This is a genomic window from Ruegeria sp. C5, assembly GCF_056537605.1.
This window is the reverse complement of sequence record NZ_JBQFRX010000001.1, coordinates 889,072-904,273: the sequence shown is the minus strand read 5'-3', so window position 1 is coordinate 904,273 and position 15,202 is coordinate 889,072. Positions and strand designations below refer to the sequence as shown.

At 56.3% G+C, this 15,202-nt stretch carries 17 protein-coding genes; 8 read left to right on the top strand and 9 right to left on the bottom strand.

Going from position 1 to position 15,202, the window contains the following annotated elements; genetic code table 11:
* Positions 1 to 18 precede the first annotated feature (18 nt).
* Together ACR0AW_RS04590 and purB are read right to left on the bottom strand one after the other, a co-directional pair.
* A complete protein-coding gene (locus ACR0AW_RS04590; protein ID WP_170733394.1) occupies positions 19 to 561 on the bottom strand; it encodes a tetratricopeptide repeat protein in 543 nt (180 codons plus the stop codon).
* Positions 562 to 941: 380 nt separating this feature from the next.
* On the bottom strand, positions 942 to 2,246 hold the full coding sequence (gene purB, locus ACR0AW_RS04585) for an adenylosuccinate lyase (RefSeq protein WP_170396410.1): 1,305 nt from the start codon (positions 2,244 to 2,246) through the stop codon (positions 942 to 944).
* A gap of 88 nt (positions 2,247 to 2,334) precedes the next feature.
* Here purB and ACR0AW_RS04580 point away from each other — a divergent pair, with 88 nt between their 5' ends.
* The 5 genes from ACR0AW_RS04580 (at position 2,335) to ACR0AW_RS04560 (ending at position 4,807) form a co-directional block, all read left to right on the top strand.
* The gene (locus tag ACR0AW_RS04580; protein WP_170733393.1) at positions 2,335 to 2,667 is read left to right on the top strand and encodes a hypothetical protein; all 333 of its coding nucleotides are present in this window, start codon (positions 2,335 to 2,337) and stop codon (positions 2,665 to 2,667) included.
* A complete protein-coding gene (locus ACR0AW_RS04575; protein WP_170626642.1) occupies positions 2,664 to 3,086 on the top strand; it encodes a DUF6314 family protein in 423 nt (140 codons plus the stop codon). The genes ACR0AW_RS04580 and ACR0AW_RS04575 overlap by 4 nt, the downstream gene beginning before the upstream one ends.
* 75 nt (positions 3,087 to 3,161) lie before the next feature.
* A complete protein-coding gene (locus tag ACR0AW_RS04570) occupies positions 3,162 to 3,749 on the top strand; it encodes a biotin transporter BioY (protein WP_170396416.1) in 588 nt (195 codons plus the stop codon).
* 139 nt (positions 3,750 to 3,888) lie between these two features.
* Positions 3,889 to 4,446, top strand: coding sequence for a hypothetical protein (locus ACR0AW_RS04565; RefSeq protein ID WP_170733392.1), 558 nt, complete (start codon positions 3,889 to 3,891; stop codon positions 4,444 to 4,446).
* 10 nt (positions 4,447 to 4,456) lie between these two features.
* On the top strand, positions 4,457 to 4,807 hold the full coding sequence (locus tag ACR0AW_RS04560) for a hypothetical protein (protein ID WP_170511970.1): 351 nt from the start codon (positions 4,457 to 4,459) through the stop codon (positions 4,805 to 4,807).
* Between the two features lie 55 nt (positions 4,808 to 4,862).
* Here the strand turns inward: ACR0AW_RS04560 and ACR0AW_RS04555 are convergent, their stop codons facing one another.
* The gene (locus tag ACR0AW_RS04555) at positions 4,863 to 6,077 is read right to left on the bottom strand and encodes a bifunctional alpha/beta hydrolase/OsmC family protein (RefSeq protein ID WP_170422256.1); all 1,215 of its coding nucleotides are present in this window, start codon (positions 6,075 to 6,077) and stop codon (positions 4,863 to 4,865) included.
* A gap of 255 nt (positions 6,078 to 6,332) precedes the next feature.
* Here ACR0AW_RS04555 and ACR0AW_RS04550 point away from each other — a divergent pair, with 255 nt between their 5' ends.
* Positions 6,333 to 6,527 carry a hypothetical protein gene (locus tag ACR0AW_RS04550; RefSeq protein ID WP_170396424.1) on the top strand — a complete coding sequence of 65 codons (195 nt, stop codon included), beginning with the start codon at positions 6,333 to 6,335 and terminating at the stop codon, positions 6,525 to 6,527.
* 10 nt (positions 6,528 to 6,537) lie between these two features.
* On the opposite strand, the gene dddP is transcribed toward ACR0AW_RS04550, so the two are convergent.
* Positions 6,538 to 7,881 carry a dimethylsulfonioproprionate lyase DddP gene (dddP, locus tag ACR0AW_RS04545; RefSeq protein ID WP_170733391.1) on the bottom strand — a complete coding sequence of 448 codons (1,344 nt, stop codon included), beginning with the start codon at positions 7,879 to 7,881 and terminating at the stop codon, positions 6,538 to 6,540.
* Positions 7,882 to 8,005: 124 nt separating this feature from the next.
* Between dddP and ACR0AW_RS04540 the strand changes: the two genes are divergently transcribed.
* Entirely contained in the window at positions 8,006 to 8,749 is a 744-nt protein-coding gene (locus ACR0AW_RS04540; RefSeq protein WP_170733390.1) for a heme-dependent oxidative N-demethylase family protein, read from the top strand.
* A 36-nt stretch (positions 8,750 to 8,785) separates the two neighbouring features.
* Here the strand turns inward: ACR0AW_RS04540 and ACR0AW_RS04535 are convergent, their stop codons facing one another.
* The 5 genes from ACR0AW_RS04535 to ACR0AW_RS04515 form a co-directional block, all read right to left on the bottom strand.
* The gene (locus ACR0AW_RS04535; RefSeq protein WP_480444140.1) at positions 8,786 to 9,715 is read right to left on the bottom strand and encodes a hypothetical protein; all 930 of its coding nucleotides are present in this window, start codon (positions 9,713 to 9,715) and stop codon (positions 8,786 to 8,788) included.
* Between the two features lie 176 nt (positions 9,716 to 9,891).
* Complete coding sequence (locus tag ACR0AW_RS04530) at positions 9,892 to 10,686, bottom strand: lytic murein transglycosylase (protein WP_170733389.1); 795 nt, start codon at positions 10,684 to 10,686, stop codon at positions 9,892 to 9,894.
* A gap of 67 nt (positions 10,687 to 10,753) precedes the next feature.
* Entirely contained in the window at positions 10,754 to 11,401 is a 648-nt protein-coding gene (locus tag ACR0AW_RS04525; RefSeq protein ID WP_170396434.1) for an MSMEG_1061 family FMN-dependent PPOX-type flavoprotein, read from the bottom strand.
* A gap of 128 nt (positions 11,402 to 11,529) precedes the next feature.
* Complete coding sequence (gene glnA, locus ACR0AW_RS04520) at positions 11,530 to 12,936, bottom strand: type I glutamate--ammonia ligase (protein ID WP_170396436.1); 1,407 nt, start codon at positions 12,934 to 12,936, stop codon at positions 11,530 to 11,532.
* Between the two features lie 33 nt (positions 12,937 to 12,969).
* Positions 12,970 to 13,308, bottom strand: a complete 339-nt coding sequence (locus ACR0AW_RS04515) for a P-II family nitrogen regulator (RefSeq protein ID WP_170422248.1) — start codon at positions 13,306 to 13,308, stop codon at positions 12,970 to 12,972.
* A 169-nt stretch (positions 13,309 to 13,477) separates the two neighbouring features.
* Here ACR0AW_RS04515 and ACR0AW_RS04510 point away from each other — a divergent pair, with 169 nt between their 5' ends.
* Positions 13,478 to 15,061 (top strand): NAD(P)H-hydrate dehydratase, encoded by a 1,584-nt coding sequence (locus ACR0AW_RS04510; RefSeq protein WP_170733388.1) that lies wholly within the window; start codon positions 13,478 to 13,480, stop codon positions 15,059 to 15,061.
* The last annotated feature ends 141 nt before the right edge of the window (positions 15,062 to 15,202 follow it).

Here is a 15,202-nt window from a genome sequence, read left to right as displayed (position 1 = left end):
GTAAAGAAACCCTGAAACTCAGTAGCTATATGTCAGCCCTGTTCTGATCGCTTCGCGCAGCGATGTCTCAGCCCATGTGCCTTCGCCACCACGCGCCTTGATCTCGCGCCATTGTGCGATGGCCAACTCGGTCTTGCCCTGGGTAACAAATCCCTGACCCATGTAGCTGCGGGCGAGGATGTTGTCGGGGTTGGATTCAATTGCTTTCTGGTAAAATGCGTCAGCCAGTTTCAGCTCACCCATCTTGCGATAGGTGAACCCCCAATAGGTCTGCACCCGATCATCATCTTGATCCATGATACGCAGTATGCCCTGAGCATTTTCGTACTGCCCGTCGTAAGCCAACTCGCGCACGACATCATACAGTTGGTCTTCGGTGAAATTCGTCTTGTTGGGTTTGACGCAGCGCCCGGCTGCCTCGTCATAGACGCGGCCAAACAGGCATTTCTTTGTGGTGTTGGTGGGCTTGGGCGGGCTGCTGTCCCCACCACCCGCAGCAATGGCCATGGGCGCGAAAGTAAAGGCCTGAAGAGCGATGGCCGAGGCTAGTACAAGACGCATTTTCCTACTCCGTTGTCAAAGAGACTTGTTACAATCATAGCTTGATCTTCAAAAAAGCTAACGATTGACTGATCGCTTTTATTCACAAGCAGGAAATAAAAATGTCAGCTATTGACGATTTTCATGCAGCTTTGGCTTTCGCTGTCCCAAATTGTGCCTTCAGCACAGGACTGGGTTTGCTTGGTGTTACCGTTACAGGCAAATCCGGCGGTGCCCGCACAGATAAGAGCAATTGCGCATAGAGCAGTTCGTAGCATCGAGTTTTCCTTTCGCGGAAACTGTGCCAACAGATTAACCGATTTTTGCCAATCTGGCAAAGACACAAGGCCCGGCTGCATTGAGCAAACCGGGCCAAGTTTTTAGCACTATTTGAGTTTGAATTATTCGCCGAATACGCGGGCGAAAATCGTATCTACATGTTTGGTATGGTAGCCGAGATCGAATTTCTCTTCGATTTCTTTCGGGCTCAGCGCGGCGGTGACATCGGCGTCGGCCAACAGTTCCTCTTTGAAGTCGGTGCGATGCTCCCAGACTTTCAGCGCGTTGCGCTGAACCATGGCATAGGCATCCTCGCGGCTTACACCGGCTTGGGTCAACGCCAACAGCACTCGTTGGCTCATGACAAGACCGGGGAACTTGTTCATGTTCTCGATCATGTTCTCGGGGAAGATCAGCATCTTGTCGATTACACCGGTCAATCGCGCGAGTGCAAAGTCCAGCGTGATAGTGGCATCCGGCCCGATCATGCGTTCGACCGAGGAATGCGAGATATCGCGCTCGTGCCACAGCGCCACGTTCTCCATCGCCGGGATCACGGCCGCACGCACCATGCGCGCAAGACCGGTCAGGTTCTCGGTCAGCACCGGGTTCTTCTTGTGCGGCATCGCGGATGAGCCTTTCTGACCCATCGAGAAGAACTCGGCCCCCTCCAGTACTTCGGTACGCTGCATGTGGCGGATTTCGATAGCGATGTTTTCGATGCTGCTGGCGATAACACCCAGTGTGGCGAAGAATGCGGCGTGACGGTCGCGGGGAATGACCTGCGTGCTGATCGGTTCAGGCACCAGACCCAGCTTGTCGCAGACATGCTCTTCAACCTGCGGGTCGATATTCGCAAACGTCCCGACCGCGCCGCTGATCGCTCCGGTGGCGATTTCCGCGCGGGCATCGCGCATCCGGGACAAGTTGCGGTCCATCTCGGCATAGAAGCGGGCAAAGGTCAGGCCCATCGTGGTGGGTTCGGCATGGATACCGTGGCTGCGACCGATGCGAACGGTGTCTTTGTGCTCGATCGCGCGGCGTTTCAGGGCAGCCAACAGACCTTCGAGGTCTGCAATCAGCAGGTCGGCGGCGCGGGTCAGTTGCACATTGAAGCAAGTGTCCAGCACGTCCGAGGAGGTCATGCCCTGATGCACGAAACGAGCTTCCTCGCTACCCACATGTTCGGCCAGATGGGTCAGGAAGGCGATGACGTCGTGTTTGGTGACGGCTTCGATCTCGTCGATACGGGCGACATCAAACTCCACATCCTTGGCTTTCCACACGGCCTCGGCGTTTTCACGCGGGATCACGCCTAGATCGGCCATGGCGTCGCAGGCGTGCGCCTCGATCTCGTACCAAATGCGGAACTTGCTCTCGGGTGACCAGATGGCGACCATGTCGGGGCGTGAATAGCGGGGAATCATTGGCGGCAGCACCTTTTTATGATTGGGATGAGGCGTTGGCGCGGGGTTTAGCCGCGCATTGACCAAGGAACAAGGCGCGAGTGCTGGGATGAGACGGTTTGCCCTGATTTTATTGCTTTGGCCCGGATTTGTGACCGCCGACGAGTTTCAGCAACTGACGGGTGATGAGATTCTGATGGCGCTTGCTGGCAAGAAGCTCGACTATGGCGAGGGGATCACCCAGACCTTCGATAGCAACATGCAAACGCAGTACTTTTCAGGTCGCCCAAGTTCGGGACGATGGGCTGTTCGTGATGATCGCTATTGCTCGGTCTGGCCGCCTTCGGATTTCTGGGCTTGTTATGATGTTGAGCAAAGCGGTGAAACCATCCGGTTTGTGGATGATTCAGGCAATACAACTGACGGAATCTATTTGAAGTGAGCCTGCCCAGAAATATTTATGATTTCCAGGGGGTTTGGGACCTGAGCCGCCTCATCCGGGACGAGCGTGCAGGCCAGATCATTCAGGCCGAGGGTAAGGCAGAGCTTCGGCAAGATACCCAAGGGTTGGTCTATGATGAGACGGTCACGCTGCGTGTTCCGGGGCAGCCTGCAATGACGGGAACGCGTCGATACCTTTGGCGCGACGCCGGTGATCGGATCGCTATCCATTTTGATGATGATCGGTTTTTTCACGCACTCAAACTTGGCCAAACCCGGGTCGAGGATCATCACGATTGCCCGCCAGACAGCTATGATGCAGACTATGATTTCTCAGGATGGCCGCGCTGGACAGTCCGCTGGACTGTATCAGGACCGCGAAAATCCTATGAAATGGAGACCAAATACGCGCTGCGATAGCGTAATCATCTTGCAGCAACGGCCCGGAACGGGCATTGCTGCATGTGCAAATAAGTCCGAATGTGGAGAAATGAGATGAACGCAAACGTACTGGCCAATGCTTTTGGCCCGCGTGAGGGGACGGCGCTGCGCGTCAAGCAGGTGGCTCTGGTTGCCCTGGGTATCGTTGCTCTGGCTGTTGCAGCCAAAATCAAAGTGCCGATGTGGCCGGTTCCGATCACCATGGGCACATTCGCCGTTCTGACCATCGGCACCGCCTATGGCGCGCGCCTTGGCCTGATCACGATGCTGGGTTACCTGCTGGTTGGTGCTCTGGGCTTTGACGTGTTTGCAGGCTCCTCGGCCGAAAAATACGGCCTGACCTACATGATGGGTGGCACCGGCGGCTATCTGGTCGGTTACCTGATGGCGACCATTCTGCTGGGCGCACTGGCCGCGCGCGGCTGGGATCGTTCGGTCGGCAAGCTGGCGCTGGCGCTGGTACTGGCCAACGTGCTGATCTACGTGCCGGGCCTGCTGTGGCTGGGTCAGCTGTATGGCTGGGACAAGCCGATCCTGGAATGGGGTCTGACACCGTTCCTGCTGGGTGACGCGATCAAGCTGGCGCTGGCCGCTCTGCTGATCCCTGGCCTGTGGAAGCTGCTGGGCGACGCACGCACCTGATAGCGCGCTCTTGCGCAAGATACACCCGCGTTCGGAGCTTTCCGGACGCGGGTTTTTTATTGTCTGCAGAACAGGATGCTGGACAAAGTCAAACTGCATGGGCAACCTGACATCAGAAAACTGATCAGGTTATTGAGATATGCGTATTTTGTTAAGCTTGGTGCTTGCTGCAAGTGCCGTGACTTGGTTGGCTGTAACGCCTGTGCAAGCCGACACGCCGGTGACTTACACCGATGAAGGACGCGCCCTGTTCCGCTTTGAGGTTCCCGACTTCTGGACATTGCGTACCGGTGGCCCGCGTGAAATCGAGGATACCAATCTGGGCGATGCCCGTGCGGTTTCGCGCGTCATGGGGATCAGACCGGTGACCGACGATAATGTCTGGATGGGCTTCGTCTCACCATCACGGGTTTCCAGCATTCAGGGCGGGCTGAGCTATCTTGAGGATATCGACAAATTCCTCGTCAAAGACCCGACCGTGACCAGCACCAGCAATACAAGGATTGGTGGGCGGCCAGCCCACGTTATTCGAGGCACCGGCAATCGGGATGGGCGAGGCGTAAACTTTACCGCCACCGTGATTGACCTGCCGCGTGACCGTGTTGCGATAGGGGTTGCGATCCTGCGTGACGGGGCCGACCCGTCTTATGTTGAAGCCTTGAACGCCGTTTTCGCGTCGTTCCGGTCTTTGCAGTAAGGAGGCTCGGATGACTCGCAAACTGTTAAAACGGTCTGTTCTGGCGCTGGGGTTGGGTACTGCAACGTTTACATTGTCCGCCTGCGATGGCGTGTCCGTCGGGGTAGGGTATGGCGTTGGGTATGACCCGTTCTACGACTCGATGCTGTGGAATGATTACTACCACGACCGTAACGTGAATGTAGATGTTGACATAAACCGCCCAGACCGGCCCGACCGCCCCGATCGACCGGTTCGTCCGACCCCTCCACCGCGGCCAAAGCCACCGATCGCCAAACCGCCGTCGCGTCCGCATCCCCCGGTGGCGCGTCCTCCGACGGCACGGCCACCAATTCACCGACCCTCACCGAGGCGCCGTTAGAAAAAGGGGGCAAAAGCCCCCTTCAATCATTATCATAAGCTGACAAAGGTGGTTTTCAGTCCAGCAGCTCAGTCGTGATATGGGCCGAGCCTTCAAGGGTTCGGTGCACGGGACATTTATCTGCGATCTCCAATAGCTTAGCACGTTGCGCGGCATCCAGCGGCCCTTGTAGCCGTATCTTGCGGCGGAACTGATCGACCTTGCCATCGCTGGCCAGTCCGGCGTCCTGCGCGTGTACCTTGTCGTGGCAGACATCGACGGTGATACCCGTCAGAGGCCATTTCTTGCGCCGCGCATACATGCGAATGGTCATCGAGGTACAGGCGCCCAATCCCGAGGACACAAATCCATAAGGGGACATGCCTCGGTCCGTTCCTCCGTACGAAGCGGGCTCGTCAGCGACCGCATGGTGGCGCGGGCCGGACTGGATGTCTTGCAGGAACCCTGCCGGGTCTGCCTCGGTCACGCGAACAACACCTTCCGGGGCACCGGGTGGTGGGGCGGGCGGGCACAGTTTGACGTATCTCGACACCCAAGCCGCAATGACATCCGCCGCGTAATCCGCATCAGCGGCGCGCGTGATCAGATGGTCGGCATCGTCCAGCGTGACAAAACTTTTTGGATGCTTCGCAGCCAGAAAGATGGTGCTGGCGTTGTCAATGCTGACCGTGTCATCGCGCGGTGCGTGCAGGATCAGAAGCGCTGCTTTCAAATCTGAAACGGCAGGGCTAAGCGCGGCCTCTGAAATGTCATCGACAAAAGCTTTGCCAATGCGGAACGGGCGACCGCCAAGCGAAACCTCTGCGCTGCCTTGCGCCTGAATCTCGGGCAGGGCGGCCTCGAAATGGTGTGATACGTGGCCCGGGTCAGCAGGCGCACCCAATGTGACGACCGCCTTGACCGACGGTATGCCAGCGCGTGCGCGCAGTACCGCAGCGCCGCCAAGTGAATGGCCGATAAGCAGGGCGGGGGCCATGTTGCGGCCGGACAGGTAGTGCGCTGCAGCGATCAGATCTTCGACATTTGAGGTGAATGTCGTATTCGCAAACTCTCCATCCGAGTGGCCAAGGCCTGTAAAATCAAACCTGAGCACGGCGATGCCCATCGCCGCCAAACGCGCCGAAATGCGCCGTGCGGCAGGTATGTCCTTAGAGCAGGTAAAGCAATGCGCAAACAAAGCCGTTGCCAATACCGGCCCGTCCGGCAGATCAAGGCGCGCGGCCAATTGGCTGCCGTCGTGACCGGCGAAAGTAATGCGTTCGGTGGGCATGATGAATCCTTGGTGGTCCGGGTTTCGACAATACTGTGTGCTGTGTGCGGTTCTCTCAACCCTTGTGTCAGTGGCGTAACGGGAAGGTGAGGGGGAGAGACCACGTAGCCCTTGGCGCGTCGCATCAACGCTTTGTTGGGGTTGGTTTTTGAATAATCAAAAAATGTGATGTAAGATCATATAAACATTCATTTTACTTATTTATTCTTGGACCCCAACTTGCAATCATCCTTCTTATCCAAAGCAGAGGTCAAAATGGCACATACAACATCTGCACCGCTAAGCCCGACACTCCACGCCGGAGTTCTGTTGGCAATTCTCGTGACTGGCGCAATTGGTTTTGCACTGGGACAAAGCTGGCCGCTGACCAATACGTCTGAGGACACGCCAACTCTCACCGCGCCTGAAGACTGGCACGGTAATGTCAGACGGTCCCACTGGTCGAACTAGGCCATAGCGCTTAGCCAGACCCCATCAACTGTGCGTCGAACGGATACTTCGTTAGGTTTTCATAGCCGTCTTCAGTGATCAGAACCTGATCTTCCAGCTTGATCGAGAAATCGCCGCCAACCTCGCCAACTGCCGCTTCGACGCACAACACCATTCCGGGTTCAAGTGGATAATCATACGATCCCTCGACCGCCTTGTCGGGATAGGCCACCAAGGGCCATTCATCGCACAATCCAACTCCATGCATCAGGCAGCCGTATTTCTGTGCCTGAAACTTGTCATCCAGCCGATGGGCATTCGCAGTTAGTTCCGGGATCATGACGCCGGGCTTCAGCATTTCCATATTGGTCATGATATGCTCATGCGCGTGCTGCATGGCATAGATCATGTCGGGGCGCGGTTTTTGATCGCCGATCCACCAGGTTCGTGAGATGTCGACGCAAATGCCGTAAGACCCGATCAGGTCGGTATCGAACGCGATGATTTCATTTTGCCGCGTGATGCGCGGGCCGCATTCCTGAAACCAGGGATTGGTGCGCTGGCCCGAGGCAAGCAAGCGGGTCTCGATCCATTCACCACCGCGCCGGATGTTTTCAGCATGTAGCACTGCCCAAATGTCATCCTCGGATGTCTTCCCGTCTCCGACATTGACACGTGCGAAGCGCTCCATTTCGGCCACAGCGGTCTCGCAGGCGTGGCTGGCGCAGCGCATGGCGAGGATTTCGTCTGGGCCTTTGATAGCACGGGTTTTCTCGGTAAGCTCTTCGCCCTCCATCACCTCGAACCCCTGAGCCTCAAGCGCGCGCAGGCCGTGCAGCATGATCTTGTCGACTCCCAGCCGCATGTTGCCGCCGCAATGTTCTTCGATCAGGGCGCGCACCTCGTTTGAAAACACATCTGCGGCAACGTCAATCTTGTCGCCCCGGTCGAAATAGAACAGATCGGCGCCCGAGCGCTGCTCGCGCACCAGCGGGTTGAATTTCGACAAGAACGGAGAGTTCTTGTAGTCCCAGATCACCATATATCCGTCAGCGCAAACTAGAACGGCCCGGAACGGGTTATGGGTATTCCAGAGCTGCATGTTGGTGCTGTCAGTCGCATAGCGGATATTCAGGGGGTCAAACAGCAGGATCCCGCCCCAATCGCGCTGCACGATGGCCTGAGTGAGGCGTTTCCAGCGGTATTTACGCATCTGTTCTAGATTGGGCAGGCTAAGCCCGGCAGCGGCCCATTCGTCGAAGGCAAGCTGTGTCGGTCCGATCTCGATCCTGTCATTGTCGTTCGGTGTCCCGTCCCCGAGGGTGGCGCCCCGGGTCGGGTCAATCTTACGGGTGTCACGATATGGTGTGTTCACGGTTGGACCTTTCTGCTTGCCTGCCCAACCTGCAAATCCAGATGCGCTGCGTCTTCTAGGTTTGCGACCGTCTTCTGGTCGCTTTTTGACCGACAGCACCAGAGCAGGGTGCTATGCCTCGACTATGACCGTGATATTACAGCAAGCCATTCCCTATGATCCACTCGCCCAAAACCCGCTGCCTGGCATTAAGCCTGCGGACCCCAGGGCCTGGTTGCATCGCGACGATGCGTTTTCTGCCCAGATGCAACGACGCGCCGCGCTGTTGGCGCAACAAAAACCGGACGTCTTGGCGCAAAGCCCCGAGGCGTTGGCACCCGCGCAGGAGTTGCTGGAACTGGTCATTCAGCAAGTTTATCCGAATGTCTCCGATAACGTTGTGCGGCCCGACGGTGTACGGGTTGAGGTTGACCGGGAACGCCCGTTGGAAACGCTATGCCATTTGGTGCAAGAGGATTTCTGCATTCTGCAGAAACACGATGACGAGCATGTTTTGACTGGCGCGATCCTGTGCTTTCCCGCAAGCTGGATGCTGTCAGAAAAGTTCATGCGCCCTTTGATTGGGATCCATGAACCGGTTGATGCCTACGACGCCAGTATTGCCCGCAGAGTTCAACGTTTGTTTGACGGCATTCAGCCCAACCGGCCACTTTGGCGGTTCAATGCGCTTTGGTACAATGATGCCGAATTGTTCCAACCGCGTAGTCTCATGCAGCGACGCACGCCGCAGGACGAAAATTCGGCCCGATATCTGCGTAGTGAACGTCAGACTCTCTTGCGTTTACCTGAGACAAACGCAGTGGTGTTCGCGATCCACACTTATGTAATGGCCGCTGATCAGGTCCTTAAAATGGAAAACCCCGCCTGACGGCGGGGCCTCCAAGGAGGGTCTTGGGTAATTTGATTACATGCCAATCGCGCTGGCGACCTCGGCAAAAGCATTCGTAGCGTTCAGGCCAAAAATCGCTGTGGTAAAAGCCAGAACCTGAGTGTTGAGGCGGAAATCCTCACCCCGGATCAGATTGACTGCTGCCAGGGATATGGCAATCGGCGTCGATATGCTTGCCACAGCACCAGTCATGCCCCAGCTGGTCAGTCGCAGAATATCGCTTGGGCGTTCCGTTTCGTCCTCGGACTGGTGAATGTTGCCGGCGGGCAGGGGAGCGTCAGCCTCGGTCCGGAAGGCGATACTGAGCAGTTGGTCGTCACTTAGCTTGATCGGACGCGGCTTGGCGTGTTTGGTCTGTGTATTTTCCGCATCAGGATCGGGCAGATCGAGCCCCGCAAATGGGCCGCTGACTGCTTCGAATATCTGCTTTCGGTTCCGGGCGTTGCGCGGCGCAATTGAATCAAAGGCACTCATGAATTGTTCGATGGTGAGAACCGTTTTGGGCGACAACCATTCGACACGACGGGTCGTGCAGATGTCGACCATTCGGTACAGGATCACCACAAGCATCAACTCGGATATTTCACTGTCATCGAGCAGTTTTGACACCGGACAAATCGAGATCGTCAGCCGGTTTCCCGGCAGCGTAACCGCAGCACGCGGCATAGTTTTGAGACCAGCGGTTCGATCCATCCGCTCATGGTGGTTGTGATCTACTTGGGTTGGTTCCGAGTCCAATGTCAGACGCACGAGATATTGGCTGCTGACAATACTGGCCTCCGATGCGCTAAGAAGCGTCTTGCGCTCGACCAGATGGCCATAGTCACCCAGCGTCGTCGAGACGACCTCGCACAGACGCTCAAGCGCGCCATCTGCCGACCCGTCAAACTGGAGGCCACCGTGGTAACTATGCTTTGCAGTCACAGCATGTTCCTTTGCTGTCATAATCTTCACAACAAATTAACAGGCGAAATGGCGCAAATTTTGACCAAAATGGAAAAAAGTCGAAATATTCCAAGATTGATTACGCTTTGGAAACCAAGAAAATCGGGGTTTCCTTAAATCTATGTGGCAACAATGTGGCCGAATTCAGGTGCTCTGACGTCAAGCCTATGACTGCCCTAGTTGTCGATTCGCGCCGCCATGATTGCAATGGATTGCTGGTAGACCGAGGCCGCATTCCATTGCTGTATGACCGCAAAATTCGGCTCTCCGGGTTGATAGCCGCGACCGGGCTTCCACCCTTTCTTACGTAGAAAATTCGCGGTCGAGGCGAGCGCGTCGGTCATGTTATAAAAATCGACCCGACCGTCACCGGTGGCGTCCACACCATAGGTCAGGGCGTTGCCGGGCAGGAACTGTGTATGCCCCAGCTCGCCATGTTTTGCCCCTTTTGTCGCCATCGTAAGGGTACCTTGGTCAATCAGTTTTAAGGCGCCGATAGCGTGCGGGATGAAGAATTCGGACCGGCGACAATCATAGGCTAATGTCGTGATTGCGGAAACAACCTGACTATCGCCCATGAAACCTCCAAAGCCGGTTTCCATGCCGTGAATGGCAATTAGCACACCCGCCGGTACGCCATATTGACGCTCGAGCGCGGCGTAAAACTGCGGATTGCGAGCTTTGCGCTTGCGCCCTTGCGCAACGATGGTGTTTGCCCCGCGCACCTGCATGAATTTGTCCAATGAGTATTTAAAGCTCTTCTGATTGCGATCCGCGGCAATCGTACGTGTTGCATATTGCGTTTGTGCGAGCGCCTGCAGACCCTTCTTTTTAACACCCGCTCGTTTGGCGGTTTTGGCAAAGTCGGCTTTCCAGGCCTCGAACCCGCTGCTGGTATTCCCACAAGGGGCGGACAGTGCCACCGAGGGCAGAAGGAACGCGAGTGCAGCGTAAAGGCGAAGACGAGGCATAGAGGAAATCCGAGTGCTGAAAAAACTACGCTCAGCCTAAGCCGAGTTCGACCTACCGCAAAGTGGTTTAATAGAGATCAAGCTCGTCTGTGCCTTTCAGGGATTCGAACCATTCATCCGGGGTTTTGTCGATCTTGGCATGTTTGACCATCATCGCGTTCATATTTGGCAGACTGGATGAGTCCGGCCATTCATCGGGGTGCCACAGGTTTGATCGAATGATGCATTTGGGACAGTGCGCAAAGACGGTTTCGACATGGATTAACAGGGCCAGCTTGGGCACGCGTCCACCGACGGCCATGTTTGAAAGAAGTTCGGGATCTGCGCTAATTCTCGCGGATCCCCGCAGGCGCAGAGTTTCCAATTTTCCGGGGACAAAGAATATTACGCTGACGCGCTGATCTTTCAGCACATTATGAAACGTATCCACGCGCTTGTTCCCAGGCCGGTCCGGGATCGCAATCATCGAGTTCGAGAGCACCTGCACAAACCCCGCAGGATCGCCACGAGGCGAAATATCGAGATGCCCATCGGGATTGGCCGAAGCGATCAGGCAGAACGAGGACATGCCGATGAAGTCTCGACACATCTCATCAAGTGCAGGCAATTCCTTTGCAATGATCTGCGGCAAGGGTTGCCCGCAAATGCGTTCCAGATCTTTTTCCGAGGTTACAAGTCCTGAATACTCAGAAAAGAGTTTGTCGCTTGCGGGCATGTGCTCTCTCCGCCTGATGTTGAGCTCAAATTTTGAAAGATCATCATCGATCCGTCAAATCTCGCGGAGATACAGAAAAAGGGGCGCCCGATGGGCGCCCCCTGAGAATTTTCGTCGAAAATTCTTAATCAGCAGCTGTAGTACATGCCGTACTCAACCGGGTGAGGTGTGTGCTCGTAGGTTTCTACCTCTTCCATCTTCAGCGCGATGTAGCCGTCGATCTGGTCTTTGGTGAACACGTCGCCTTGCAGCAGGAAGTCGTGATCAGATGCCAGCGCTTCCAGAGCTTCGCGCAGGCTGCCGCAGACGGTCGGGATGTCGGCCAGTTCTTCGGCAGGAAGATCGTACAGGTTCTTGTCCATGGCTTCGCCCGGATCGATCTTGTTCTTGATGCCGTCCAGACCGGCCATCAGCAGCGCGGCGAACGCCAGATAGGGGTTTGCGGCCGGATCGGGGAAGCGGGCCTCGACGCGCTTGGCTTTCGGGCTTTCGGTCCACGGAATACGCACGCAGCCTGAACGGTTGCGGGCCGAATAGGCGCGCAAGACGGGGGCTTCGAAACCTGGGATCAGACGCTTGTAGCTGTTGGTCGCCGGGTTGGTGAAGGCGTTCAGCGTTTTGGCGTGCTTCAGGATGCCGCCGATGAAGTACAGCGCCTCATCAGACAGGTCGGCGTATTTGTCGCCCGCGAACAGCGGCTTGCCGTCTTTCCAGATCGACATGTTCACGTGCATGCCGGTGCCGTTGTCACCTGCGATTGGCTTCGGCATAAAGGTCGCCGATTTGCCATAGGCATGTGCAACATTGTGGATCACGTACTTGTATTTCTGAAGCTCGTCGGCCTGCTTGGTCAGGCTGTCGAAGATCAGGCCCAGTTCGTGCTGACACGATGCAACCTCATGGTGGTGCTTGTCGACCTTCATGCCCAGACGCTTCATGGTCGACAGCATTTCCGATCGCAGGTCCTGCGCTTCGTCAACGGGGTTTACGGGGAAGTAACCACCTTTAACGCCCGGACGATGGCCCATGTTGCCCATCTCGTATTCGGTGTCGGTGTTCCACGATGCATCAGTCGCATCAACTTCGTAGGATACCTTGTTGATACTGTTCGAAAAACGAACGTCATCAAAGAGGAAAAATTCGGCCTCAGGACCCATATAGGCCACATCACCAATACCGGAAGCCTTCAGGTACGCTTCGGCTTTCTGAGCAGTGCCTCGCGGGTCACGCTCATAGGCTTCACCAGTGTCAGGCTCCACAACCGAGCAGTGCAGGCAGATGGTCTTTTCCGCATAGAACGGATCGACATAGGCGCTGTCGGTGTCGGGCATCAGTTTCATGTCGGAAGCTTCAATCGACTTCCAGCCCGCGATGGACGAACCGTCGAACATAAAGCCCTCTTCCAGGAAGTCCTCATCGACCTGATCGGACATGATGGTGACGTGCTGAAGTTTGCCGCGCGGGTCGGTAAAGCGGATGTCGACGTATTCGGCGTCTTCATCACGGATCAGCTGAAGAACTGCGTCCTTGCTCATACTATTTGTTCCTCTGATTTGAAGATTGCTGTGTTACAGGGCTTCCGAACCGGTTTCGCCGGTGCGGATACGAATGGCTTGTTCGATAGGTGAGACAAAGATTTTTCCGTCCCCGATCTTGTCGGTCTTTGCGGCGCCAACGATGGCTTCGATCGCTGCGTCAACCTGATCATCATCAAGGACGACCTCGACCTTTACCTTGGGTAGAAAGTCGACAACATATTCTGCGCCGCGATAAAGTTCGGTGTGACCTTTCTGGCGACCAAAGCCTTTCACCTCGACCACGCTGAGGCCCTGGACTCCCACGTCCTGCAGCGCCTCTTTCACTTCGTCCAGTTTGAACGGCTTGATGATCGCTTCGATCTTTTTCATTCCGGTTCACCTTGTGTGGTTGTCTTGATGGCAATGATCACGTCTAAGATCGAGCGGCAATGGAACCGCGAATTTGGTCGCCTTGTGGTGCTGCGAAATCGTGCAACGGGTTAAATTTTGATCGATGTGCACAAAATGTAATCAGAATTGAATCGTGTGAGGGCGCAACATGGCAGAGTTGCTGACAGCGGCACAGATGCGGACGATCGAAAAATCCGCGATTGAGTCCGGTGACGTGAGCGGACTGGAGCTGATGGAGCGGGCGGGGCGCGGTGTTCTTCAAGCCGTATTTGAAGAATGGCCAGAGCTGCAGCGGGGGCCAGCCCCCGCACCCCCGAGGTATTTGGGGCCAGATGAAGAGGATCCGCTGCGTGCGGTAATTCTTTGCGGGCCGGGAAATAACGGGGGGGATGGATTTGTTGTTGCACGCTTGCTGCGGGAGCGCGGCTGGGAGGTGGCGGCATTTCTTCTTGGTGATCCGGCGAAGCTGCCACCAGATGCGCGTGTGAATCATGACAGGTGGGGCGAATTGGGGGAGGTTCAACCATTTTCCGAAGTGTTTGCCGCGCATCAAGGGGCTGACCTTTATGTCGATGCGTTATTCGGGACGGGCTTACAGCGACCGCTTGAGGGTGATGTTCTAAAATGGGCAGAAATGACTGCCTCGGATCCAGCCATCGCCGAAAAGACAGTATCCGTTGATATGCCGTCTGGCCTGTGTTCCGATAGTGGGCGTGAGCTGGCCCCGGGGACCGCGACGGTTCAGGCCAGGATCACGGTATCGTTTCATACTGCAAAGCTGGGGCATTATCTGGGGCTGGGGCCGGTCAGAAGTGGCCGATTGGTCGTCAAGGACATTGGTTTGGAGGAGGGAGTTCAGGGCGCGGTCAAACTGGTGACCACCCCGGATGCTGATTTTTCGAAGGCAACTGCCTTACACAAATATGCGCATGGGCATGCCTTGATTATTAGCGGAGGTGCGGGGGCAACCGGCGCAGCAAGGCTGGCGGCACGTGGTGCATTACGCATCGGGGCCGGATTGGTGACGCTGGGTGTTCCACCCTCGGCTCAGATGGAGGTTGCCAGTCACATCACTGCGCTGATGCTGCAGCGGGTCCAGAGCGGCGATGATCTGATGGAAGTCCTGATGGATGCGCGGTTGAATGCACTATGCCTCGGTCCTGGTTTGGGGCTGGCGCGTGCGCAGGAGCTGGTTCCTGCGGCGCTGGCCTCGGGGCGTCCCGCAGTGCTGGACGCGGATGCTTTGACGGCGTTTGCTGATGCGCCAGAGGTGCTGTTGGACATGCTCCATGACAGATGTGTTCTGACACCGCACGGGGGCGAGTTTGCGCGATTGTTCCCGGAGATCTCCGAAAAGCTCTCGGTCAAGCCGGGCAAAGGGCCGGCTTATTCCAAAGTGGATGCCGTGCGTGAGGCGACCAAGCAGGCTGGCTGTGTGGTACTATACAAGGGCCCTGACACGGTGATTGCTGCACCGGATGGGCAATGTGCGATCAATGCGGCGCTGTTTGACCGGGCGGCGCCCTGGCTGGCGACAGCAGGGTCGGGCGATGTGCTTGGCGGGTTCATAACGGGACTACTGGCGCGGAGCTTCAACCCGATGGCTGCAGCCAAGACCGCAGCTTGGTTACATGTGGAATGCGCCAGGCAATTTGGGCCGGGGTTGATTGCTGAAGATCTGCCGGAACAATTGCCAGCGGTATTCGCACGGCTTGAAATAAATGGGTCATAGGCAAATATTGGCCGATCGCGGGTCAAAGCGGCAATGTTTCGCCTTATGATTTACCTGTGCGCATAACGGGTGTTTGCAAGCTGCAACACGCAGCGCAAGAATTGTCTTGCAGGTTAGCTGGGTGCTGCTTTCGAACTAGGT